This is a genomic window from Mesorhizobium sp. LSHC412B00 (genome assembly GCF_000503035.1).
In the GTDB taxonomy this organism is placed as follows: Bacteria; Pseudomonadota; Alphaproteobacteria; order Rhizobiales; family Rhizobiaceae; genus Mesorhizobium.
In genome coordinates, this window is the sequence record NZ_AYWB01000007.1 from 93,586 (window position 1) to 116,541 (window position 22,956).

The window sequence follows — 22,956 nt, forward strand, 5'->3', positions numbered from 1 at the left end:
ATCCTCCCTAGATCGCCCGGTGAAGGTTACGGAAGCTCCATTTGGATAGGCGCGGCCCAAACAGAACTTTATCAATAAAAAACAGTTGCCGCTTTTTGATAGTGCATCGGTCCGGCCGACGCAAGCGGTGTTTCATATCGGCCTGCGCATGGCTTGGCGGGGAAACCTCCCTGCCGATCCTCAGTGCCACGTCCAGACGCTCCCGATCCTCCTTGATCATCATGGAATATTAATTCCACCGTCGAGTCAATATGGAATATTCATTCCTTCTTGAGAACCGTGATTGTGGCGTTTCGTCACCCGAGCTCCTGCACGATGGTGTAGGGAGCGTAGCGGGCGAATTCCGCTTGCGGCACCTGGACGTCGAACAGGTCGAGGTTGCGCGTCAGGTTGGCAGGCTTGGCCGTTCCGGTCAGCACGCTGGCCACGACAGGCTCCTGCAGCGGAAACTGCAATGCAGCCGCCGCCAGCGGATATCCGCCCTCATCAGCGATTTTCTCCATCGCGCCGACACGCTCGAGTATGTCCTGCGTCGCCGGCAGATAGTCGAAATGCGCGCCGTGCACCGGTCCGGTTGCCAGGATGCCGGAGTTGAAGACGCCGCCGATGATCAGCGAAGTCTGTCGCTCACGACACAGCGGCAGCAACTCGGCTTCAGCCGAGCGGTCGAGCAGCGAATAGCGGCTGGCCAGCAGGATGCAGTCGAGCGGTGCTTCGCGCAGCACGTCGAGGCAGATCTGCACCTCGTTGACGCCGAGCCCATAGGCGGAAATTACACCCGACGTTTTAAGCTCGTCCAGCGCCTTCAAGCCGCCGTCCATCAGCTGGCGAAAGTGCAGCTTCGTCTTCTCGACGCCATGTGTGTAGGTGCCGATGTCGTGCACAAACAGGATGTCTATCCGGTTCAGCCCGAGCCGGGCATAGGAGAACTCGACCGAGCGCATGATGCCGTTATACGAGTAGTCGTAGTCGAGCGCGAAAGGCAGCGGGTCGACATAGGAATGATCGGGAACCTGGTCTTCCGGCACCGGGCGGAACAGGCGGCCGACCTTGGTCGACAGCACATAGGAATCCCTCGGCTTGTAGCGCAGGAAATCGCCGGTCCGCCGCTCCGACAGGCCGAAGCCATAGAAGGGCGCGGTGTCGAAATAGCGCAGGCCGGCATCCCAGGCTGTCTGCAGCGTCTCCATCGCCGCTTCGCGCGGACAGGCCCGGTAGAGCCCGCCGATCGCCGCCCCGCCGAAGCTTATCTCGGTTACCTCGAGCGCAGTCGTGCCGATGCGGCGTTTGTCCATCCAAAGCCTCCCCTTGTGAGCCGTCGTTGCAGCCCGTTTTTTTTCGTCGGTGGTTAGAGCGTCGCGCCGAGGTGCCACGGCACGAACTCGTTGTCGCCGTAGCCGAACGCCTCGCTCTTGGTCTTGCGGCCCGATGCCGTCTCGACGATGAGTTCGAAGAGTTCCCGGCCCATGCCGGCGATGGTCTTCTCACCCGAAGCGATGACGCCGCAATTGACGTCCATGTCCTCTTCCATCTGGTGGTACATGGTCGAGTTGGTGGCGACCTTGATCGACGGCGTGGGCCGGCAGCCGAAGCAGGAGCCGCGGCCGGTGGTGAAGACGATGATGTTGGCGCCGCCCGCCACCTGACCGGTCGCCGAGACCGGGTCGTAACCGGGCGTGTCCATGAACACCAGGCCACTGCCGGTGACCTTTTCGGCATAACCGAAGACGCCGTTGAGCGGAGTCTGGCCGCCTTTGGCCACGGCGCCCAGCGACTTTTCCAGGATGGTGGTCAGGCCACCGCGCTTGTTGCCGGGCGAGGGGTTGTTGTCGATCGAGGCGCCGTGCTTGGCGACATGGTCCTCCCACCATTTGACGAAACCGTCGAGCTTCTTGGCGATCTCCGGCGTTGCCGCGCGATAGGCGAGCAGATGTTCGGCGCCATAGATCTCCGTCGTCTCCGACAGGATGCCGATGCCGCCGACGCCGGCCAGGATGTCGACCGCCGCTCCCAGCGCGGGATTGGCGGTGATGCCCGACATGCCGTCGGAACCGCCGCATTGCAGGCCGACGACGATCTCCGAGACCGGGATCGGCTCGCGCTGATACTGGCCGACTTCCTCGGCGATTTCGGCGAGCACGCCCATCGCCTTTGCGACCGATTTGCGCGAACCGCCGGCGTCCTGGATGTTGAAATGGCGTTTTCCCGCCGCCGCACCCTTCTGGCCGTAAAGGGTGAGCTGGTTGACCTCGCAGCCGAGGCCGACCATCAACGCGCCGCCGAAATTCGGATGGCGGGTGTAACCGGCGAGCGTGCGGTGTAGCACCATCATGCCGTCGCCGGTGCCGCTCATGCCGCAGCCCTGGCCATGGACGATCGGGACGAAGCCGTCGATCCCCGGATATTTCGGCAACAGCACGCGGTTGGCCTCGTCGGCAATGGCGTGGCAGACGGTGGCCGAGCAATTGACGCTGGCGATGATGCCGATGAAGTTGCGCGTGCCGGCACGGCCATCGGCGCGACGATAGCCCATGAATGTCCGGGCGCGGTCGGCTTCGGTGGCATGCTCCGCTTCGCTCGGCGGCACGACCGGCAGACGGCCGGACTCGAAGACCAGATTGTGCGAATGGACGTGGTCGCCGGGCGCGATGTCCTGGGTGGCGCGGCCGATGGCCTGGGCATACTTGACCACCGCCTCGCCGACGGCGATAGGCTTGATCGCCACCTTGTGGCCGGGCTCGATCAAGGCCGTGGCGACGGCGCCGCCGGGCAGAGGGGTGCCGATCTCGATGCGGCCATTGGCGACCGCGACATTGTCGGCGGGGGACAGAAGAATGCTGTTCGAGGCGTTCACGGGCAGTTTCCTGGGTCTGTTCCTGGGGATGCGCGGATTGACACGCGTCTGTTTACATATAATGTCTTTTATCGTGAAAAAACATTTGTGCGTCAATTGTTTTTTCAGGAGGAGACCATGTGTCCGATGGACGCTTGGCTTGTGGGGAGCGGCGTCTGACACGCAGAGCGTTTGCTCTGCCGGGTGAGAGCCAGGACATATGTGATATCGCGCTTCAAGCCAGCCACAGCAAGCGCCGGCGCGCAACGGGGCAGGGATGTCGAAGAGCAACAACGTCTACAAGGACGCTTACAACAGGGGTCTGCGGCTGCTCGATGAAACGCAGAGCCTGCCGTCGGAGCCGGAACTGGGCACTTTGCTCGGCGTCAGCCGGACCACCGTGCGCACCATTCTGGCGCGCATGGAAGAGACCGGGCTGATCGCGTGGAACAAACGCAGCAAGACAGTGCTCAGGGCGCCGAAGCCGGATGATTTCTTCCCCGAGGAGGAGACAGACACACTGGCCCAGATCATCGAGCGGTCGTTTATGCGCAGATTGCTGGCTGGCGGCGCCGAGGCCGGCATGCAGATCAACGAGCTCGAACTGGCGCGCGAGATCGGCGTCGGCACCACCAGCGTGCGCGAGTTCCTCATCCGCTTCTCCCGCTTCGGCCTGATCGAGAAGCGGCGCAACAGCCACTGGGTGCTGAAGGGGTTTACGCGAGCCTTCGCGCTCGAACTCACTGAAATCCGCGAGATGTTCGAGATACGCTCGGCGGCGGCCTTTGCCGCCTTGCCTGGGGATAGTCCGGTCTGGGCGGATCTCGACCGGCTGGAAGACGAGCACCGGCTTCTGGCCAGCGAAATCGCCATCCGCTTCAACGAATTCTCGGAGCTAGACGAGCGCTTCCACCGGCTGATCCACCGGGCGTCGCACAACCGCTTCATCGTCGATTTCTACGACGTCATCGCCATGATCTTTCACTACCACTACCAGTGGAACAAGGCGCAGGAGCGCGAGCGCAACGAAGTCGCGGTGAGCGAGCATCTCGCCTACATCGCGGCGCTGAAATCGCGCGATCTCGGCAAGGTCGACGCCGCCTGCCGCAAGCATCTGAAGTCGGCACGCCACACGCTGTTGACGTCGATCCCGGAAATCGGTCGGATTGCTTCTTAACGCGCCGCGTTGCCGCAGCGATGATTTGGCGATTTTCCGCCGACATGCCGCGTGCTAGATATCCAAGCGTTGCTGCGTGAAGAGGCAGGTCTTTGGACTTCCGGCGTAAGAGATGGAGCATGATGGCCGCCTTTGTCGCGGCCTGTGTGCTGTTGCTCCAGTCGACGCTCGGCGTGTTTGCTTTCGGCATTGCGCCGGATGCCTCGCAACTCGACGTTTTCGGCAACGTCATCTGTACACATGAGGGGGCGGTCCAGCTTCCCGGCGGCGATCCGCACCAGCCGCACATGCCGGCATGCTGCATGCTCGGCTGCAGCATGGCCTCCGTCGCCTATGCGCCGCCGGCAGGCGTCGGCGTGGCGCCGGTGAGCCTGTCTTTTGAAACAGTCGCGTTTCTTCCGCCGGCAGTCAGGCATCCCGACGTTACGCGTGAGCGCTCTCCGGCCAATCCGCGCGCCCCGCCGCTTGCGGGCTGAAAAACCGCCGCTCGCTTGGCGTAACCCGCGCGGGCGATAATCATCCAATGATAAACTCGTTCGCAGCCGGACAAAGGCGCGACCTCATATTCATGGAGCCTACCCATGTCCCGTTTTCGTCATGCCGGCGCGTTGCGCCGCAGCACCCCTATCTTCACCACTATCGAGCAGCGTCTCGGCAGCGCCCTCTTTGCCTTTGCACTGTTGTTCGTCGGCGCCCATTCCGTCCTTGCGCATGAGTTCAAGGCCGGTGACATCGAGATCGAGCATCCCTGGTCCCGTGCCACGCCAGCCGGCGCCAAGGTTGCCGGCGGCTATTTCACCATCGTCAACAAGGGCAGCGCACCAGACCGGCTGCTGTCGATTTCCTCCGACATTTCGGGGAAGGCCGAACTGCATGAAATGGGGATGAAGGATGGCGTCATGACCATGCGCCCGGTCAGTGGCGCCCTGGACATTCCGGCGGGCGGCAAGATCACGCTGGGTCCTGGCGCCTACCACGTGATGTTCATGGATTTGAAGCAGCCGCCTAAAGAAGGCCAGATGTTTGCCGCCACGCTGACTTTCGAGAAGGCCGGAACCGTGACCGTCGAGTTTGCCGTGCAAGCCATAGGCAGCGCGCCACCCCTCGAAGACAACGACTGACCAATCAATTTGCCAACCGATTTTTCGAGAGGGACCATCATGAACAAGTATCTTTTGCCGGCCGCTGCATTCCTTGTCCTGGGGACAAGCGCTGCCTTCGGCCATATCACGCTCGAAACCCAGGAAGCGCCGGTCGGTTCGACCTACAAGGCCGTGCTGCGCGTGCCGCATGGCTGCGAAGGCAAGGCGACGATTGCCGTGCGCGTGCAGATCCCGGAAGGGGTGATCGGGGTGAAGCCGATGCCCAAGCCCGGCTGGACGCTGCAGGTCAAGAAAGGCAAGTACGAGAAATCCTACCAGCTCTATGGCGATCGGTGACCTCGGGCGTCAAGGAAGTCGACTGGAGCGGCGGCAGCCTGCCGGATGAATTTTATGACGAGTTCGTCTTCCGCGGCACGTTGGCCGCCGATCTGCCGGCCGGGCAAAAACTCTATTTTCCGGTGGTGCAGGAATGCGATGGGGCCACCACGCGTTGGATAGAGATTCCGGCGGCTGGTCAGGATGAGGATGCGCTGGAAGATCCGGCGCCCGGCCTCAACCTGCTGCCGAAGAAATGATGCATTGGCGGCGCGCTGCTTCGAAGCGGCGCGCCACTGTTTTGGTGGATGGCATGAACGTGGCCTGTTTTCAGCGGATAGAACGGACAGCCGGCAGGTGCTTCGGCCTGCTGGCCGCGATCCTGCTGCTTGCCGTCCTTGCCACGCCAAACCAGGCCTTTGCCCATGCGGCGCTGATCAAGGCCGAGCCTGCCGACGGCGCGGTTCTGGAGCGAGCGCCGACGCAATTTTCGCTGACCTTCAGCGAGCCTGTGTCGCCGCTGGTGCTGACCTTGGTGCGGCCCGACGGTACGCCTGTCGCTTTGACCTCGTTTCGGTTGAGCGACCAAACGGTTGAGATCGACAATCCACAAAAGCTCGGGCCGGGCACCCATGTCTTGAGCTGGCGGGTGATTTCCGCCGATGGCCATCCGGTCGGCGGCTCGGTGCTGTTTTCCGTTGGCGCGCCAAGTGCGGCGCCGGCGGTGGGGGAAGCTGTCGATATAGATTTGCGGTCAGCGATCTGGACCGGCAAGGTTCTTCTCTACATCGGGCTTTTCCTCGGCATTGGCGGCGCCTTCGCGCTGACATGGCTGGCGCAAGGCCAGCGCTCAGGCCAGCGCTTCGTCATTGCCGCCATCCTGTGCGGGCTGGTCGCAGCACCCCTGTCGCTCGGGTTCCAGGGGCTGGACGCGCTGGGCGCGCCACTCGCCCGGCTGGCGCAACCGGTGGTCTGGCGGACGGCGCTTGGCACCAGCTTCGGCTGGACGGTGCTGATTTCGCTGGCGGCGCTCGGGCTTGGCCTGCTGTCGTTGGTCGGATCGCGTGCTGGCGCCAGGCCGTTGGCGCTCGCCGGGCTGGCCGGTGTGGGTGCAGCCCTTGCCGCCAGCGGCCATGCCAGTGCAGCCGAACCGCAATGGCTGACGCGGCCTATGGTGTTCCTGCATGGCGCCGGCATCGCTTTCTGGGCTGGAGCACTGCTGCCGCTCGGCCTGGCGTTGAGCAGCCAATCGGTGGAAGCCGGGGCGTTCCTGCGGCGGTTTTCGCGCGCGATCATGCCCGTGGTGGTAGTGCTTGCCGCCGCCGGTGTGGTGCTCGCCATCATCCAGGTGCAGACACCGGCGGCACTGGTCAACACCGCCTATGGCCGGCTGCTGCTGATCAAGCTGGCGCTGCTGGTGTTTCTGTTCACGCTGGCGGCGGTCAATCGATGGCGGCTCACCGCCTTGGCCGAGGCCGGAGCGACGGAAGTGCGGCGACGGCTTAGCCGCTCGATCTCAGTCGAAATGCTGATCGTGCTCCTGATCTTCGGCGTTGCCGCCGGCTGGCGCTTCACGCCGCCGCCACGGGCCCTGGCAATCGCCGCGGCACAACCGACGTCGACCCATATCCACACTATGAAGGCGATGGCCGACATCGACATCACGCCCGGCCATACCGGGGAGGTCACCGCCTCCATCGTCATCATGGATGGCGATTTCGGCCCGCTCGACGCCAAGGAAGTGACGCTGGTGCTGTCCAAGCCCGATTCGGGGATCGAGCCGATCAAGCGTCCGGCGACCAAGCCAGGCGACGGCACCTGGCGCGTCGATAATCTCGTCATTCCGATTCCAGGCCGCTGGACGGCGCGGCTCGATATTCTGGTTTCGGATTTCGAAGTGGTAAAGATCGAAGCGCCGATCGATATCCGCGCCGAGTGATATTCAGCCCGCCTGCGAAGGGCGCTCAGCCGAGTTCCTGGGCTAACCCGATGAGATGCCCTTCCGGCCCGCGGATGTAGCAGAGCCGATACACGTCCTGGTAACGGACGACTTCACCGGCCAGCTGCGCGCCACGCTTGCGGAGCCTTTCAAGCGTGTCGTCGATGTCGTCCACGGTAAACATGACGCGCAGGTAGCCCAGGGCATTGACCGGGGCGTTGCGGTGATCGGCGACGACCGTCGGCGTGAGGAAGCGGGAGAGCTCGAGCCGGCTATGGCCATCCGGTGTGCGCATCATGGCAATCTCGACGTGCTGATCGCCGAGCCCGGTGACACGTCCGGCCCACTCGCCTTCGATCGTCGCCCGCCCTTCCAGTTCGAGGCCGAGCTCGCGAAAGAAGGCAATCGTCTCGTCGAGGTCATCGACGACGATTCCGACATTGTCCATCCGTTTGACTGCCATAAGTTCAACCTAACGTCATATGTTCGATCGGCAAGGCGTCGCCTGGTCACCAACTGACCCTTCCTGACTCGGTCTGACACAACGCAGACGCAACACAATTCGGCGAGGCGGTTGACGTGGCGCGAAAGGCCCGTCAATCATCTCGCCGAAAAATGGGCATCCCGAAAAACGCGGCCTCAACAAAATCCGAAAGCAGGGAAGAAACGATGGAAAAAGCCGAAATAGGCCTGATCGGCCTTGGCACAATGGGCTCCAACCTCGCGCTCAACATTGCCGAGCACGGGCACCGCATCGCCGTCTTCAACCGCACCAAGGCGCGCACCGATGCCTTCCTCGAAGGCGCCGGTTCGCTCAGGGACATGGTGGTGCCCTGCTACAGCCTGGAGGAACTGGCAGCTGCGATCAAGCCGCCGCGCCCGGTCATCATCATGGTGCTGGCCGGCAAGCCGGTCGACGAACAGATCGAAGCGCTGCGCGGCGTGTTGTCTGACAACGATATCGTCATCGATGCCGGCAACGCCAATTTCCGCGATACGATGCGGCGCTTTTCGGAACTGTCGGGCTCAGGTCTCACCTTCATAGGCATGGGCGTATCCGGCGGCGAGGAAGGCGCGCGCCATGGACCGTCGATCATGGTCGGCGGCACCGAAGACTCCTGGAAGCGCGTCGAACGCGTGCTGACCGCGATCTCGGCTAAGTTCAAGGATGAACCGTGCGCTGCCTGGCTTGGCACAGACGGCGCCGGGCATTTCGTGAAAACCATCCACAACGGCATCGAATATGCCGACATGCAGATGATCGCCGAGATCTACGGCATCCTGCGTGACGGTCTCGGCATGGGGCCGAAGGAGATCGGCAAGGTCTTCGAGGACTGGAACAAGGGCCGGCTCGATTCGTATCTGATCGAGATCACCGCCAAGGTGCTGGCCGCCGACGATGCAAAGACCGGCAAGCCGGTGGTCGACATCATCCTCGACCGTGCCGGCCAGAAGGGCACCGGCAAATGGTCTGTCATCGAGGCGCAGCAGCTCGGCATTCCGGCGACGGCCATCGAGGCGGCGGTGGCGGCCCGCGTGCTGTCCTCGATCAAGGATGAGCGGCAGGCGGCCGAAAAAGCCTATGGCAATATCGGCGTCACCAAGATCTCCGGCGACAAGGCGGCACTTCTGAAAGACATGGAGCTGGCGCTGCTCGCCGGCAAGATCGCCGCCTATGCACAAGGTTTCGCGGTGATGAGCGCCGCCTCGAAGGAGTTCAACTGGAACTTGCCGATGCCGACCATCGCCAAGATCTGGCGTGCCGGCTGTATTATCCGCTCGCAGATGCTCGACACCATGGCGGAAGCCTTCGGCTCGGGCGGCGCGTCCACCAACCTTTTGATGGCGCCGGCTTTCACCACCATGATGCAGGAGGCGCATCCGTCGCTCCGGCGCATCGTCGCAAGAGCGTCGGAGGCCGGTTCGCCCGTGCCGGCGCTGGCGTCGGCGCTTGCCTATTTCGACAGTTACCGCCAGGGCCGCGGCACCTCGAACCTGATCCAGGCGCAGCGCGATTTCTTCGGCGCGCATGGTTTCGAGCGCATCGGCGAGCAGGGGGCTTTCCATGGCCCATGGGGCAGCGGCGCTGCCGGCTAGGGTCAGGTGAGGCGGCCTCTCAGGTCGTGCCAGTCAGCCCTGATACGCGACGACGTCGCCTGGCTTGACCACAGTCTGCAAAGAGCCAGGTGCCGCGCCGCCTATCCAGCCCAGCACGGCGCGGGCAAGCTCGGTGCCGGCGAGGCGGAAGTCTTCGTTGACGATCAGCAACTCCCGGCGGAACAGATGCAGCAGTTCCGACGATTGCTTGGACACGACATCGACGTCGCGGCCGAGTTTCAGGCCGGCATCCTCGATGCCGGCGACGATGGCCAGCGTTGCTGCGGCGGCGCTGCTGACGAAACCGTCCGGCCTGACGTCGCGGCGCATCAACTGCGCGGTCCGCGTCCTGATCTGATCGATCGACTGGTCGATCGAAACAGCGTTGAACGGCACTTCGCTGGCGTCGACCTCGCTCAGTGCGTCGGCAAAGCCATTGACCGTGTGGTCGTAATAGGTGAGCCCGACCGGCGGCGCTACCAGCGCCAGCCGGCGCCGGCCGACGCTGGCCAGATGGCGCACCGCTTCGGCGGCGAAGGCGTAATTGTCGAAGTCGTGATAGGGGTGGACAAGCCCCATATCGGTGCGGCCATGTGTGGCAAAGGGTATGCCACGCTCCAGCATGTAGCGGGCGCGCGGATCGTTGGGCTGCGTGCGTGAGATGATGACGCCATCGGCCGAGCCGGACTCGACCAGATACTTTACCGGGTCCAGCGGATCCTGCGAGCGCGAGTAGGGCGTGACGATCAGGTGATAGGGTGTGTCGGCAATGACCTCCGAGACGCCGTAGATGATGTCCGAGACAAAGCTCATGATCTCGCGCTCGGTATTGAGCACGAGGCTGATAACATTGGTCTTGCCAGTCCGCAGGCGCACGCCGGCGCGGTTCGGCCGGTAGCCGATCTGCCTGGCGACGAGTTGAACCCGCCGCCTGGTCTCGGCGCCGATCTCGGGTGCATCCTTGAGCGCGCGCGAGACGGTGGTGACGCCGAGCCCGGTCATGAAGGCAAGCGTTTTCAGCGTCGGCCGCTCATGCGCCGACGCCTCGTCGTCCTTCTCCGTATGGTCCCTGTCCATTCGTCCCGCCCCGTCAGGCGCATAGCAGCCGCCGGACCAGCCGACAATCGCTTCGATGACGATGTGGCACGGTTCTTCGCCGTCAGGCCTCAATATACTGAAACGTTACAGATTTCCAATATCGCAGCGCGTGGGTCTCTCAAGCCATGGTTTTGGCAGGGTTTTGGCGGCCAGAAACGTTGCGCGACAATCAGGTTCGAGACGGTTTTCTTGCGCTGCAGCATGATTTTGCAGCGCAGCACCCGGTTTTGCGCGGAGTTTGCCGGTTTGCACGCAACGAATTTGTTCGCGCCTCGAAAAAACATTCGAGCGCGTTTATCTCAGGGGTTGCACGCACCGCATAATTGCCGTATCGAAAATCTGTAACGTTTCAGATTCTGGGAGGAACCGAAATGCGCTATAGACTTTTGACCGCTGCCCTTGCCGCGACGGCCGCGCTTCAGCTTGCCGGCCCGGCGGCCGCCACCGACCTGGAAGTCACCCATTGGTGGACGTCGGGCGGCGAGGCGGCGGCGGTTGCGGAATTCGCCAAGGCCTTTGACGCGACCGGCAATCACTGGGTCGACGGCGCCATTGCCGGATCCGGCGGCACGGCACGGCCGATCATGATCAGCCGCATCACCGGCGGCGATCCGATGGGCGCCACCCAGTTCAATCACGGCCGGCAGGCCGAAGAACTGGTGCAGGCCGGCCTGATGCGCGACCTCACCGATGTCGCCACCAAGGGCAAGTGGACGGAAATCTTGCGGCCGAAGAGCCTGCTCGACAGTTGCACCATAGACGGCAAGATCTACTGCGTGCCGGTCAATATCCACTCCTGGCAGTGGTTGTGGCTGTCGAACGAAGCCTTCGAGAAGGCCGGCGTGCCGCTGCCGAAGGACTGGAATGAATTCGTGGCGGCAGCGCCCGCCCTGGAAAAGGCGGGCATCATCCCGCTCGCTGTCGGCGGACAAGCCTGGCAATCTTCCGGCGCCTTCGATGTGCTGCTGGCGGCGGTCGGCGGCACCGATGCATTCCTCAAGGTCTACAAGGACAAGGACGCCAAGTTCGCCGCTGGGCCCGAGATCGCCAAGGTCTTCAAGGCCGCCGACGATGCCCGCAAGATGGCGAAGAACACCAATGTGCAGGACTGGAACCAGGCGACCAATCTGGTCATCACCGGCAAGGCCGGCGGCCAGATCATGGGTGACTGGGCGCAAGGCGAGTTCCAGGTTGCCGGCAAGGTCGCCGGCAAGGACTATGCCTGCCTGCCGGGCCTCGGTCTGAACGAAGTTATCGCCACCGGCGGCGACGCCTTCTATTTCCCGCTGCTCAAGGATGCCGACAAGTCCAAGGCGCAGGAGGTGTTGGCAGAGACGCTGCTCGACCCTAAGACTCAGGTCGCCTTCAATCTCAAGAAGGGCTCGCTGCCGGTGCGCGGTGACGTCGATCTCAATGCGGCGAACGACTGCATGAAGAAGGGTCTGGCCATCCTCGCCAAGGGCGCCGTCATCCCGTGGACGGACCAACTGCTTTCGCAGGATACCCAGAAGCAGAAGGAAGATCTCTTCGCCGAATTCTTCGCCAAGCCGGACCTGACCATCGAAGACGCGCAGAAGCGCTTCGCCGACCTCATCGCTTCGGCAGACTGACGTTGGAGGCAATACACCTCGCTCCCGGCCTTGCGAAAGCAGGGCCGGGATCGCACCGCCCTTACCCAGCCGGCTGACGAGATGAGCAAGAGCGAACGCCCCAACCCGCTGTTCCGCAACATCAATGCGAAGGTCGCCTCGATCCCGATGATCCTCACCGCGTCGGTGGTTTTCGTCGGCGGCACCGTCTGGACGGTGTTCTATTCCTTTACCAATTCGAAGCTGCTGCCACGGCTGAATTTCGCCGGGCTCGACCAGTATTACCGGCTTTGGGCGACGCCGCGCTGGCTGATCTCGATCGAGAACCTTTTGATCTACGGCGCGATCTCGCTGGTGTTCTCACTGGTCATCGGCTTCCTGCTTGCAGCGCTTCTCGACCAGAAGATCCGTTTCGAGGACACGTTCCGCACCATCTTCCTCTATCCGTTCGCGCTTTCCTTCATCGTCACCGGCCTGGTCTGGCAGTGGCTGCTCAATCCGGATTTCGGCATCCAGCATGTGGTGCGGGACCTCGGCTGGACGAGCTTCAACTTCGACCCGCTCTACAATTCCAGCATCGTCATCTACGGCATTTCGATTGCGGCGCTGTGGCAAGGCACCGGGCTCATCATGTGCTTGATGCTGGCCGGCCTGCGCGGCATCGACGAGGACATCTGGAAGGCGGCGCGGGTAGACGGGATCCCGATGTGGAAGACCTATCTGTTCATCGTCATCCCGATGATGCGGCCGGTTTTCATCACCACGCTGGTCATCATCGCGTCGGGCATCGTCAAGGTCTACGACCTCGTTGTCGCCCAGACCAGCGGCGGCCCCGGAATCGCCTCCGAAGTGCCGGCCAAATATGTCTATGACTACATGTTCTTCGCACAGAATCTTGGCCAGGGCTTTGCCGCCTCGACCATGATGCTGCTCTCGGTGGTGATCGTCGTCGTGCCGTGGGCCTACCTTGAATTTGGAGGCAGGAAGCGTGGCTGACCCGGCCGTCCCTTTGCCCGCCAGCGCGGGTGCCGCCGAGCGCGAAGCCTCCGGGCCGCGCGGGCCGAAGCCGCGGCATGTCTTCTCGCGCCGCAATATCTTCCTCTATGGCACGCTGATCGTTGTGGCGGTCTACTATCTGCTGCCGCTCTACGTGATGGTCGTAACCTCGCTCAAGGGCATGCCCGAGATACGGATGGGCAATATCTTCTCGCCGCCGCTCGAAATCACGTTCGAACCGTGGGTGAAGGCGTGGGCGACCGCCTGCACCGGCCTCAATTGCGACGGGCTTTCGCGCGGCTTCTGGAATTCGGTGCGCATCACTGTGCCGTCAGTGCTGCTGTCGATCGCGATCGCCTCGGTGAACGGCTATGCGCTGGCCAACTGGCGCTTCAAGGGCGCCGACACATTCTTCGTCATCCTGATCGTCGGCGCCTTCATCCCCTATCAGGTGATGATCTATCCGATCGTCATCATCCTGCGCGAGATCGGCCTCTACGGCAGCCTCAGCGGCCTGGTGATCGTCCATTCCATCTTCGGCATGCCGATCCTCACGCTTTTGTTCCGCAACTATTTTGCCTCGATGCCGGAAGAGCTGTTCAGGGCGGCACGGGTCGACGGCGCCGGCTTCTGGGGCATCTTCCTGCGGATCATGGCGCCGATGTCGCTGCCGATCTTCGTCGTCGCCATCATCCTGCAGGTGACCGGCATATGGAACGACTTCCTGTTCGGCGTCGTCTACACCCGCCCCGACACCTATCCGATGACGGTGCAGCTCAACAACATCGTCAATTCGGTGCAAGGCGTGAAGGAGTACAACGTCAACATGGCCGCCACCATCCTGACCGGCCTTGTGCCACTCATCGTCTACTTCATTTCCGGCAAGCTTTTCGTGCGCGGCATCGCCGCCGGTGCGGTGAAAGGGTGATGGCGATGACGGCAGCCAACGGCACCAGCGTTTCGATCCAGGACCTGTCCCTGAACTTCGGCTCTGTATCGGTGCTGCAGACCCTCAATCTCGAGGTCGCAGAGGGCGAGTTCATCGTGCTGCTCGGTCCCTCGGGCTGCGGCAAGTCGACCTTGCTCAACTGCATCGCCGGGCTGCTCGATATTTCCGAAGGCCGCATCTTCATCAAGGGCAAGAACGTCACCTGGGAAGAGCCCAAGGATCGCGGCATCGGCATGGTGTTCCAGTCCTATGCGCTTTATCCGCAAATGACGGTGGAGAAGAACCTGTCGTTCGGCCTGCGCGTTGCCGGCGTGCCCAGGGACGAGATCGCCAAGCGCATCGCCCGCGCCGCCGAGATCCTGCAGATCGAGCCGCTTTTGCAGCGCAAGCCCGCGGCCTTGTCCGGCGGCCAACGCCAGCGCGTGGCGATCGGGCGGGCGCTGGTGCGCGACGTCGACGTCTTCCTGTTCGACGAGCCACTATCCAATCTCGACGCCAAGCTGCGCTCGGAACTGCGCGTCGAAATCAAGCTTCTGCATCGCAAGCTGCAGAACACCATGATCTACGTCACCCACGACCAGATCGAGGCGATGACGCTGGCCGACCGTATCGCGGTCATGCGCGGCGGCGTCATCCAGCAGCTTGACGCGCCGCAGACGATCTATAACCGGCCCGTCAACCGGTTTGTCGCCGGCTTCCTCGGCTCGCCGGCGATGAATTTCCTCGAAGGGGAGCTGGAGGCCAGTGCTGCTCCAGTGTTCAGGACTGACGGTGTTTCGGTGCCGCTCGATCGCTATACCTTTGACGGCACGGAGCGCCCGGCCGGCGCTTGCGTGCTGGGCATCCGGCCTGAACATATCGCTTTCGGTGACGCGGCGAAGTCGATGCCGTTTTCAGCCGGCGGTTCGGTCGAGATCGTGGAGCCGATGGGTTCCGACACGCTGGTGTGGACGAAGCTTGCCGGCCGCAACCTCTCCTTCCGCGTCGAGGCGGAACGGACGCTGCGCGGCGGCGATCCGATCCAGTTCGGTTTCGATCCGGCGCGCGCCTCGCTGTTCGACGCTGCGACCGGCAATCGCCTGTGACCCTCTAGAATCATCCGCAAACCATCCTCCCAAGAACGATCCCCCTAAAACGATCTCGCGAAAACGATCCCCCGAAAACATCCCCAAGCCTTAACCACCCAAGAAACGGACAGAGACGATGAACTGGTCATTCCAACTCTACAGCGCCCGCAATTTCAAGCCGTGGGACGGCATCCTGAAAATGCTTGGTAAGCTCGGCTACAAGGAAGTCGAAGGTTTCGGCGGCGTCTATGACGACCCCAAGGCGTTCCGCGCCGAACTCGACAAGAACGGGCTTTCGATGCCGACCGGACATTTCTCGATCGATGCGCTGGAGAATGATTTCGACGGCGTACGCAAAACAGCCGACGCACTCGGCATCACGCTCGTCATCTGTCCCTATCTGCTGGCCGAGCAGCGGCCGGCCGACGCTGCCGGCTGGCGCGGCTTTGGCGAGCGTCTGGCCAAGGTCGGCGAGACCGCAAAAAAAGCCGGCTACGGCTTTGCCTGGCACAACCATGATTTCGAGTTCAAGACACTCGCCGACGGCTCGGTGCCGCAGGATCACATCCTGTCGGCTGCGCCCGACATCGGCTGGGAGATGGACGTCGCCTGGGTAATCCGCGGCGGCGTTGATCCGCTGCCGTGGATCGAAAAGCACGGCAAGCGCATCAGCGCCGTCCATGTCAAGGACATGGCCAAGTCAGGCGAAGGCCTTGACGAGGACGGCTGGGCGGATGTCGGCCACGGCACCATCGACTGGGCCGGCCTGATCAAGACACTTCAGGCGAAGAGCGCGGCCAAATATTACGTCATGGAACAGGACAACCCCAACGACATCGAGCGCTTCGCCAGCCGCTCGCTCGCATCCGTCAAGGCTTACTAGGAACAATCATCATGGCAAAGAAACTGGGTATCGGCGTCATCGGCTGCGGCAACATCTCGAAAGCGTATTTCTCGCTGGCGCCTCTGTTTCGCGGCATCGAGATGCGCGCCTGCGCCGACATCAACATGGACGCGGCCAAGGCACGGGCGAAGGAGTTCAAGCTGCGCGCCGAGACCGTCGAAGAACTGCTCAAGGATGACGAGATCGACATCATCGTCAACCTCACCATCCCGGCGGTGCACTACGGGGTGTCGAAGCAGATCCTCGATGCCGGCAAGCACGTCTATTCGGAAAAGCCGTTCGTGCTGTCGGTCAAGGAAGGCCTCGACCTCAAGAGCCGGGCCGAGAAGAAAGGGCTGCGCATCGGTTCGGCTCCGGACACTTTCCTCGGCGGCGCGCACCAGCTGGTGCGCAACCTCATCGACACCGGCGCGCTCGGCAAGATCACCAGCGGCACCTGTCATGTGATGGGCCACGGCATGGAGCACTGGCACCCCAATCCCGATTTCTTCTTCCAGCCGGGCGCCGGGCCGGTGCTCGACATCGGGCCCTACTACATCACCAACCTGATCCAGCTGATCGGGCCGGTGAAGCAGGTGGCGGCCTTCGCGACAACGCCTGCCAAGGAGCGCACGATCTCGTCGAAACCGCGCGCGGGCGAGAAAATCCCGGTCAACACGCCGACAACGATCCACGGCCTGCTGGAGTTCGAGAACGGCGCCGTGATCACGCTCAACACCAGCTGGGACGTCTGGGCGCATGGTCACGCGCCGATGGAACTCTATGGTGAGACGGGCACGGTGTTCGTGCCGGATCCGAATTTCTTCGGTGGCGACGTGCGCATAACCAAGGCGGCAAAACCGGTGAAGAAACTGCCGAAATGGCAGCATCCGTTCGGCGTGCCCAACGAAATGCACGGCCAGGGCATGATGGCCAACTACCGCACCGCAGGCCTTGCCGACATGGCGCTGGCGATCGCCGAGGGCCGGCCGCATCGTTGCTCGATGGAGCTCGCGCTGCATGCCGTCGACGTCATGACCGGCCTGTTGCGGTCGGGCGAGACCGGCAAGTTCGTCGCCATGCAGACCAGCTGCGAGCGGCCGGCTGCACTCGGCGTCAAGGACGCAAAAGAACTGTTGGCGAAGCAGAAATGAGGTAGAAGGGTGTCGGCGCGCTCGCGCCGACACCCATACAATCCAGGATCTGTACCCATGCGCTGGCAGCCGGCTGAACACCGCTATGAGAAAATGCTCTACAACAGATGTGGGCGATCCGGCCTGAAACTGCCGGCGATCTCGCTCGGCCTGTGGCACAATTTCGGCAACGACACGCCGCACAAGACCAAGCAGGCGATCGCGCGCAAGGCCTTCGATCTCGGCATCACCCATTTCGATCTCGCCAACAATTACGGTCCGCCGCCGGGCTCGGCCGAGATCGCCTTCGGCGAGATATTGCGCACCGACTTCGCCAGCTATCGCGACGAGCTGATCATCTCGACCAAGGCCGGCTATGAGATGTGGGCAGGGCCTTACGGCGAATGGGGCAGCCGCAAATATGTGCTGGCGAGCCTCGACCAGAGCCTGAAGCGGATGGGGCTCGACTATGTCGACATCTTCTATTCGCACCGCTTCGATCCGGATACGCCGCTTGAGGAAACGATGGGCGCGCTCGACCATGCGGTGCGTTCTGGCAAGGCGCTCTATGCCGGCATTTCGTCCTACAATTCGCAGCGCACGCGCGAGGCGGCCGACATATTGAAGCAGCTCGGCACGCCTTGCATCATCCATCAGCCGAGCTATTCGATGCTCAACCGCTGGGTCGAAGAGGACGGACTGCTCGATACGCTGGAAGGGCTCGGTGTCGGATCGATCGTGTTCTCGCCGCTGGCGCAAGGCATGCTGACCGACAAATATCTCGGCGGCATCCCCGAGGGTAGCCGCGCCAGCCAAGGCAAGTCGCTGCGGCCCGCCTTCATCAACGAAAAGACCATCGCTAACATCCAGGCGCTGAACGCGATCGCCGGCAAGCGTGGCCAGACGCTGGCGCAGATGGCGCTGGCCTGGGTGCTGCGCAAGGGCCGGGTCACCTCGGCGCTGATCGGCGCCAGCCGGCCCGAACAGGTCGAGGACTGCGTCGGCGCGCTCAAGGTGCTCGAGTTCAGCGATGCCGAGCTCGCCGAAATCGACACTTACGCACGCGAGTCCGACATCAATCTGTGGGCGGCGTCGGCCGAGCGCAAAGGCCCGCCGCGGAAGTAAGCGGAACAGCCGGCACCGGACATGAATCAAAACGGCGGGAAAGATCCCGCCGTTTTGCGTTTATCAAGCTTCGGGCCCGTTCAGGGCTTCTTGGCCGTGCCGAGACCGGCCTTGGGCGCCGCCGCGGCTGCCGGAGCCGGGGTCTTCATCTTGGCTTCGATCCAACCCGTATAGTTGGCCAATCGCGTGTAGATGCCATAGGCATTCTTGTGGCCGCAAGCGGCGGTGCCGTCGGACGGACCTTCGCCCCAGGAGACGACGCCGACCTGGACCGGACCGTTGGCGCCGGTCATGAACAGCGGACCGCCGCTGTCGCCGTTGCAGGCGTCGCGTTCGCCGCTGTCGGTGCCGGCGCAGATCATGTTCTTGGTCAGCGGATCCGACATATCGGCGGCGATCGCATTGGCGGCGGCATCGATGCCCTTTTCCGAATAACGCATCCGATGCGAGAGATCGCCAAGTGCCGCCTTCAGGTCATGCGCATAGATCGACTTGATGCCGCTGTTGCAGGCAGCGCTCGGCTCGAGATCGAGATCGGCCACCATCAGCGCGGTCGGGAAGGTGCCGTCCTGCATCTTGCCCCAGCCGATGACCGTGGTCTTGCCGCTGTCTGGCGTCGGCTCATTGGTGATCTTGATGACCGGCGCATCGGCGGGCTCCGCCAGCCGGAGCAGGCCGAGATCATTGTCCAGCGTCTGTTCGCTGTAGCCCTCGTTGACGATGACCTCGACCACCTTGTAGCGCTTGCCTTCGGTAAGATCGGTGGCGCCGGTCAGCACGGTCACCGTGTCGGGCGAAATCGGCCGGCCCTTGTCGTTGAGGCAGTGCGCCGCCGTCAGCACCCATTGCGGAGCAATCAGGCTGCCGCCGCAGAATTGCGCGTTCGGCTGCGAGGCCGGGCTGGGGTCCAGCCGGGCGCTGGTCAGCAGCGCCACCTGGAACGGATAGGCCCCTTTGTCGGCTTCCTTGCCGCCATAGACGCGGTCGGCCCCGTCGGGATTCTCGGCCTTGGCCTTGTCCCGGGATTCGGCAACGCGCTGCATCGGCGAGACCGCCGCTTCCGGCCTGGCGGCGTCGTCGGCTGCATAGAGCGCGTTGACGGCGGGGAAAGCGGCCGCGATGCCCAGCAGCGATGCAGCGGCAAGCGGCCTGAACCGATGGATAATGTTCACCTTGAAACCCTCCTGAGATGAAAATTGCCGAGCCATGCCGCCATGACGCATAACCAACAGAAGCGGTAGCGGTACCTCGATCGCCTTCTGCCAGAACGAACGACATCCGCGCGGTTATAAAACCGAAATACCACTTTTGCTAATCGTGCCCCATCGGGCAGAGCCCACCCAAACCCTATAGCCCCCCACGGGCTACGTGGAAGCGATTTGTCATTGCCAATGTTGGATTATTTTAGGCAGTATATCGACGCGGGTGCGTTTGGCGGAGGGCTTTAACGAGGCCGCCCGGACCGATGATCCGATACGGGCGGGTAACCAAACTAATTTTTTAACTCCACCACGATCTCGACAATATTTCTGTATTTTGCTCCACTCCTTGCTGACTTTTGGGAGAGTCTCACCATGACGAAACTGACAAGCACTATCATTGCGTCCGCACTGCTATCCACCGCACTGTGGACGATGCCTGCCTTCGCCGCCGATCCCGGCTCAGCGAATGCCGGCAATGGCGAAAGCATGCGCGATCTCGGAACGGGCGACTACCAGCCCGGCCGTGCAAAGCCGATCGCGCCGCCGAAACTGACCGAAGATGAAGCCAGCCGGGCAGCGCCGCTGACCGACGAGGGCACGGCGGTCAAATCCTATGGCATCGTCGGACGTTCCGCCGATGGCAAGGACATCAAGATCGATGCAGGCGAGACGCTGAAGGACCTTGTCATCAAGGAATTGAACGCGCCCGCCAACACACCGAACGCCGACAAGACCGGATTGACGGGCGGCGACGAAGCCGGCCGCCAGGTGTTCGGGGCCGACGATCGCGAGCAGATCAAGAACACCAAGACCTACCCGTTCACCGCGATCGGGTATATCGAAGGCAAAGCCAAGAGCGGTTACGGCAGCTGCTCGGGAACCCTGATCGGTCCGCGCACGGTGCTCACCGCCGCGCATTGCCTCTACAGCAATGAAGACAAGGCTTGGCTCGACGACGTCATCTTCGTGCCGTCGCTCAACGGCAACACCGCCGACGATGCACCGTTTGGCGCTTTCAGCTACGAGAGCGTCTATATCCTGCAGGGCTTCATCGACAATTATCAGGGTTACTACGGCTCGGTCATTCCGTGGGACCTCGGCATCATTACGCTGAAGCAGGATGTCGGCACCAATCTCGGCTGGCTGGGTTATGCCAACTATGAGAACCTCGGCGATTTCACCGCAAACATCGTTGGCTATCCCGGCGACAAGCCGATGGGAACGATGTGGAAGGCGACCTGCGAAGTGAAAGCCGAAAACGTCGGCGCGGAGTATTTCCAGTACGACTGCGACACCTATCCGGGGTCGAGCGGCAGCTCGGTCTACGCCTACGACAATGGCGCCAAGCAGCGCGTCGTCACCGGCGTGAACGTGGCCGAAAGCCCCAACGCCAACACTGCGGTGCGCCTGAACGCTGCCAACGTGGCGTGGATCAACAGCCTGTACAAATAAGGCCCGATCTTTCGCCGGCAAACAGCGGCGATAACCAGCACTACCAAACCGGCGGCGGGACGTTCCTGCCGCCGGTTTTTTTGTATCGAAACACCTCTCTTGCACTGTGTTACAGCGGTGCTTACGCTAGGCGATCCAAGGGGTTGGGTAAGATGGCGCGGGCAAGAATGATCTTCGGAGTCAAAGCGATGGCGGCTGCATCCATGCTGGCCGCACTGACATGCTTTTCCGCTATGGCCGATCAAGGCGGTGCCACACCCGATGGCGCCTGGGCCGAGCGGGTGCAAATCCTCTATAAAAGCGAAACACGTTCGGTGCTGCGCAAGAATGTACGGGTCTGGGATTCCCACCCGGAATTGGGTCTTGATTTCACCTGGGAGCCGGCAGCCGGCGTGTCGCCGGACCGCACCGTCGCAGCCGACGGCACCGTCAACGGCAAGGGCAGGCTGGTCTGGCGCGTACGCGGCTCGGCGAGCTATGACCCCAAGACGATCTATTCCAGCTATTTCGGCGAGATCAGGAATGGCCGCCCCGAAGGACAAGGCCGGCTGGAGCTGCGTTCAGGCGAGGTTCTCGACGGCCGTTGGGTCGCCGGCCAGCTCGACGGCCATGCGATCCATGTCGATGCCGACGGCAATCGCTATGAAGGGCAATTCAGGGCCGGTGTGCCGAATGGCGAGGGCAGGCTGGAGACGAAGACAGGCGAGATATTCGTCGGCTCTTTTGCCGATGGGCTGAAGGACGGCAAGGGCCGCACCCGGCTGCCCGGCGGCACCGTCTACTGGTCGCAATGGGCGATGGGCAAGGAGATCGGCGGTGCGCGCCCCGACGTGCTGGCCGATGCCAGAGTGGGCGGGTTGCTCAAGGCGCAGACCGGCGGCGGTTCCGCCGACAAGGTCGAGATCGGCATTGCCGTCGACCAGCGCATGACGCAGCAGGCCGACATGCAGTACCAGCATCTGGTGCGCGACGAAGACATCGCGATCTATCCGGTGTCGGACCAGTACAACGATGCCTGGAACGGCACCGGAGAGATTCGTACCGGCAATGTCTATGAAGGCATGGACTGGGAGACGGCGCCGGCCTTCGCCGAAGTCGACCTCAAGACCACCGACCAGTCGAGGGTCAAGATCGACAGCCTGGAAATGAAGGTGGCCGCGAGCGAGGCCTACCGCAAGCCGATGCTGTCGATCAGCGAGCACTATGGCTGCGTCGGCTTCCGCCCCGACTTCTCGATCGTCAACAATGGCTGGGGCGACGTGAAAGACATGAAGATGTCGATCCAGTTCACCAGGACCGACGAGGAGGACAACGCGACCGGCGAGCCGAGCCGCATGTTCACGAAGGACATCGGCACTTTCGGCGATGGCGTCGACGTCTCGATCAAGGACGTGCTGACTGAAGCCGGCGTCGACACAACCACGCTCGAGACCGAGCGCTTCACCTGCCCGTCAAGGGACAGCCTGGATGTCTGCCGCGCCCAGGTGGCCAACAAGGTCAAGTTCGGCGACGTTGCCGATTACATCAGCGGCAGCGTCGAGAAAATGAGCGTGACCGGGATTGGCAAGCTCGATTATTCCTGGGCGGACGATCAGGGCGCTGTCTACCAGCAGAGCGAGCCGTTTCGCGTCATCGTCTCGCTGGTCAGCATCGAGGTCCCAGAATCGCTCGCCGAATGCGGCGATGGCGGCGGCGCGTCGCCCGAAGCGCTGCGCTACCAGAACATCGAATTTCCGATCGGCAAGACCGATTACAGCATCCCCATGCCGGTGCGCGGCAACAAGAATCTCAGCGCCTACACGGCACGGCTGAAAATGTGGTCGTCAATGTCGTCGATCCATCGCTTCAGCATCGCCGCCCATTTCGCCGATGGCAGCACACGCGAGAGCAAGCCGGCCACGTTCTTCTATTTCAGGCCGAAGCAGTCGCTGTTCGAAACCAGCACCAAGCCGGCGGTCTGCTATCTGCCGGAAGATCTGCAAGGCTGTTGAGGTCCTG

General features: G+C 62.7%; 20 protein-coding genes and 1 pseudogene. 15 read left to right on the forward strand and 6 right to left on the reverse strand.

What is annotated here, in order from left to right; genetic code table 11:
- Window positions 1-7: 7 nt before the first annotated feature.
- The 3 genes from X757_RS149780 to X757_RS149770 all read right to left on the reverse strand — a co-directional run bounded on the left by X757_RS149780 (window position 8) and on the right by X757_RS149770 (window position 2,854).
- A complete protein-coding gene (locus X757_RS149780; RefSeq protein WP_023669815.1) occupies window positions 8-223 on the reverse strand; it encodes a hypothetical protein in 216 nt (71 codons plus the stop codon).
- A gap of 73 nt (window positions 224-296) precedes the next feature.
- A complete protein-coding gene (locus X757_RS149775; RefSeq protein ID WP_023726438.1) occupies window positions 297-1,295 on the reverse strand; it encodes an aldo/keto reductase in 999 nt (332 codons plus the stop codon).
- A gap of 53 nt (window positions 1,296-1,348) precedes the next feature.
- Window positions 1,349-2,854 carry a UxaA family hydrolase gene (locus X757_RS149770; protein ID WP_023712307.1) on the reverse strand — a complete coding sequence of 502 codons (1,506 nt, stop codon included), beginning with the start codon at window positions 2,852-2,854 and terminating at the stop codon, window positions 1,349-1,351.
- Window positions 2,855-3,110: 256 nt separating this feature from the next.
- On the opposite strand from X757_RS149770, the gene X757_RS149765 reads away from it, so the two are divergent.
- From X757_RS149765 to X757_RS149750, 5 genes and pseudogenes are all read left to right on the forward strand, one after another.
- Window positions 3,111-4,010, forward strand: a complete 900-nt coding sequence (locus tag X757_RS149765; protein WP_023692007.1) for a GntR family transcriptional regulator — start codon at window positions 3,111-3,113, stop codon at window positions 4,008-4,010.
- A gap of 119 nt (window positions 4,011-4,129) precedes the next feature.
- The gene (locus X757_RS149760) at window positions 4,130-4,486 is read left to right on the forward strand and encodes a DUF2946 family protein (RefSeq protein WP_023713447.1); all 357 of its coding nucleotides are present in this window, start codon (window positions 4,130-4,132) and stop codon (window positions 4,484-4,486) included.
- A gap of 105 nt (window positions 4,487-4,591) precedes the next feature.
- Window positions 4,592-5,131 (forward strand): copper chaperone PCu(A)C, encoded by a 540-nt coding sequence (locus tag X757_RS149755; protein WP_023712310.1) that lies wholly within the window; start codon window positions 4,592-4,594, stop codon window positions 5,129-5,131.
- Window positions 5,132-5,170: 39 nt separating this feature from the next.
- A pseudogene (locus X757_RS01000000164845) lies at window positions 5,171-5,688 on the forward strand (YcnI family protein).
- A 53-nt stretch (window positions 5,689-5,741) separates the two neighbouring features.
- Window positions 5,742-7,367 (forward strand): copper resistance CopC/CopD family protein, encoded by a 1,626-nt coding sequence (locus X757_RS149750; protein ID WP_023686611.1) that lies wholly within the window; start codon window positions 5,742-5,744, stop codon window positions 7,365-7,367.
- A gap of 25 nt (window positions 7,368-7,392) precedes the next feature.
- Here X757_RS149750 and X757_RS149745 read toward each other — a convergent pair whose 3' ends face one another.
- On the reverse strand, window positions 7,393-7,830 hold the full coding sequence (locus X757_RS149745; protein WP_023692002.1) for a VOC family protein: 438 nt from the start codon (window positions 7,828-7,830) through the stop codon (window positions 7,393-7,395).
- A 206-nt stretch (window positions 7,831-8,036) separates the two neighbouring features.
- Between X757_RS149745 and gndA the strand changes: the two genes are divergently transcribed.
- On the forward strand, window positions 8,037-9,464 hold the full coding sequence (gene gndA / locus X757_RS149740; protein ID WP_023726439.1) for an NADP-dependent phosphogluconate dehydrogenase: 1,428 nt from the start codon (window positions 8,037-8,039) through the stop codon (window positions 9,462-9,464).
- Window positions 9,465-9,497: 33 nt separating this feature from the next.
- On the opposite strand, the gene X757_RS149735 is transcribed toward gndA, so the two are convergent.
- The gene (locus tag X757_RS149735) at window positions 9,498-10,541 is read right to left on the reverse strand and encodes a LacI family transcriptional regulator (protein WP_023726440.1); all 1,044 of its coding nucleotides are present in this window, start codon (window positions 10,539-10,541) and stop codon (window positions 9,498-9,500) included.
- 392 nt (window positions 10,542-10,933) lie between these two features.
- Here X757_RS149735 and X757_RS149730 point away from each other — a divergent pair, with 392 nt between their 5' ends.
- The 7 genes from X757_RS149730 to mgrA all read left to right on the forward strand — a co-directional run bounded on the left by X757_RS149730 (window position 10,934) and on the right by mgrA (window position 18,304).
- Window positions 10,934-12,172: an ABC transporter substrate-binding protein gene (locus tag X757_RS149730; protein ID WP_023726441.1), complete on the forward strand. Its 1,239-nt coding sequence runs from the start codon at window positions 10,934-10,936 to the stop codon at window positions 12,170-12,172.
- An 81-nt stretch (window positions 12,173-12,253) separates the two neighbouring features.
- Window positions 12,254-13,147, forward strand: a complete 894-nt coding sequence (locus X757_RS149725; protein ID WP_023683029.1) for a carbohydrate ABC transporter permease — start codon at window positions 12,254-12,256, stop codon at window positions 13,145-13,147.
- Window positions 13,140-14,075 (forward strand): carbohydrate ABC transporter permease, encoded by a 936-nt coding sequence (locus X757_RS149720; protein WP_023669802.1) that lies wholly within the window; start codon window positions 13,140-13,142, stop codon window positions 14,073-14,075. Before X757_RS149725 ends, X757_RS149720 begins: the two co-directional genes overlap by 8 nt.
- 5 nt (window positions 14,076-14,080) lie before the next feature.
- The gene (locus X757_RS149715) at window positions 14,081-15,181 is read left to right on the forward strand and encodes an ABC transporter ATP-binding protein (RefSeq protein ID WP_023726442.1); all 1,101 of its coding nucleotides are present in this window, start codon (window positions 14,081-14,083) and stop codon (window positions 15,179-15,181) included.
- A gap of 118 nt (window positions 15,182-15,299) precedes the next feature.
- Window positions 15,300-16,046 carry a sugar phosphate isomerase/epimerase gene (locus X757_RS149710; protein ID WP_023726443.1) on the forward strand — a complete coding sequence of 249 codons (747 nt, stop codon included), beginning with the start codon at window positions 15,300-15,302 and terminating at the stop codon, window positions 16,044-16,046.
- Between the two features lie 11 nt (window positions 16,047-16,057).
- Window positions 16,058-17,200 (forward strand): Gfo/Idh/MocA family protein, encoded by a 1,143-nt coding sequence (locus tag X757_RS149705; RefSeq protein WP_023683032.1) that lies wholly within the window; start codon window positions 16,058-16,060, stop codon window positions 17,198-17,200.
- A 57-nt stretch (window positions 17,201-17,257) separates the two neighbouring features.
- Window positions 17,258-18,304 carry an L-glyceraldehyde 3-phosphate reductase gene (gene mgrA, locus X757_RS149700; protein WP_023683033.1) on the forward strand — a complete coding sequence of 349 codons (1,047 nt, stop codon included), beginning with the start codon at window positions 17,258-17,260 and terminating at the stop codon, window positions 18,302-18,304.
- An 80-nt stretch (window positions 18,305-18,384) separates the two neighbouring features.
- Here mgrA and X757_RS149695 read toward each other — a convergent pair whose 3' ends face one another.
- Window positions 18,385-19,476, reverse strand: a complete 1,092-nt coding sequence (locus X757_RS149695) for a serine protease (protein ID WP_023713445.1) — start codon at window positions 19,474-19,476, stop codon at window positions 18,385-18,387.
- 402 nt (window positions 19,477-19,878) lie between these two features.
- On the opposite strand from X757_RS149695, the gene X757_RS149690 reads away from it, so the two are divergent.
- Window positions 19,879-20,958 carry a serine protease gene (locus X757_RS149690; protein ID WP_023691993.1) on the forward strand — a complete coding sequence of 360 codons (1,080 nt, stop codon included), beginning with the start codon at window positions 19,879-19,881 and terminating at the stop codon, window positions 20,956-20,958.
- A gap of 188 nt (window positions 20,959-21,146) precedes the next feature.
- On the forward strand, window positions 21,147-22,949 hold the full coding sequence (locus tag X757_RS149685) for a hypothetical protein (RefSeq protein ID WP_245260505.1): 1,803 nt from the start codon (window positions 21,147-21,149) through the stop codon (window positions 22,947-22,949).
- The last annotated feature ends 7 nt before the right edge of the window (window positions 22,950-22,956 follow it).

Bases quoted from the DNA above. Each gene is read 5' to 3' on its own strand.
- X757_RS149750 (WP_023686611.1), top strand. From the start codon at position 5,742: ATGAACGTGGCCTGTTTTCAGCGGATAGAACGGACAGCCGGCAGGTGC.
- X757_RS149725 (WP_023683029.1), top strand. From the start codon at position 12,254: ATGAGCAAGAGCGAACGCCCCAACCCGCTGTTCCGCAACATCAATGCG.
- X757_RS149745 (WP_023692002.1), bottom strand. From the start codon at position 7,830: ATGGCAGTCAAACGGATGGACAATGTCGGAATCGTCGTCGATGACCTC.
- X757_RS149705 (WP_023683032.1), top strand. From the start codon at position 16,058: ATGGCAAAGAAACTGGGTATCGGCGTCATCGGCTGCGGCAACATCTCG.
- X757_RS149710 (WP_023726443.1), top strand. From the start codon at position 15,300: ATGAACTGGTCATTCCAACTCTACAGCGCCCGCAATTTCAAGCCGTGG.
- X757_RS149730 (WP_023726441.1), top strand. From the start codon at position 10,934: ATGCGCTATAGACTTTTGACCGCTGCCCTTGCCGCGACGGCCGCGCTT.
- X757_RS149775 (WP_023726438.1), bottom strand. From the start codon at position 1,295: ATGGACAAACGCCGCATCGGCACGACTGCGCTCGAGGTAACCGAGATA.
- X757_RS149735 (WP_023726440.1), bottom strand. From the start codon at position 10,541: ATGGACAGGGACCATACGGAGAAGGACGACGAGGCGTCGGCGCATGAG.
- X757_RS149765 (WP_023692007.1), top strand. From the start codon at position 3,111: ATGTCGAAGAGCAACAACGTCTACAAGGACGCTTACAACAGGGGTCTG.
- X757_RS149780 (WP_023669815.1), bottom strand. From the start codon at position 223: ATGATGATCAAGGAGGATCGGGAGCGTCTGGACGTGGCACTGAGGATC.
- mgrA (WP_023683033.1), top strand. From the start codon at position 17,258: ATGCGCTGGCAGCCGGCTGAACACCGCTATGAGAAAATGCTCTACAAC.
- X757_RS149685 (WP_245260505.1), top strand. From the start codon at position 21,147: ATGGCGGCTGCATCCATGCTGGCCGCACTGACATGCTTTTCCGCTATG.
- gndA (WP_023726439.1), top strand. From the start codon at position 8,037: ATGGAAAAAGCCGAAATAGGCCTGATCGGCCTTGGCACAATGGGCTCC.
- X757_RS149760 (WP_023713447.1), top strand. From the start codon at position 4,130: ATGATGGCCGCCTTTGTCGCGGCCTGTGTGCTGTTGCTCCAGTCGACG.
- X757_RS149715 (WP_023726442.1), top strand. From the start codon at position 14,081: ATGACGGCAGCCAACGGCACCAGCGTTTCGATCCAGGACCTGTCCCTG.
- X757_RS149690 (WP_023691993.1), top strand. From the start codon at position 19,879: ATGACGAAACTGACAAGCACTATCATTGCGTCCGCACTGCTATCCACC.
- X757_RS149755 (WP_023712310.1), top strand. From the start codon at position 4,592: ATGTCCCGTTTTCGTCATGCCGGCGCGTTGCGCCGCAGCACCCCTATC.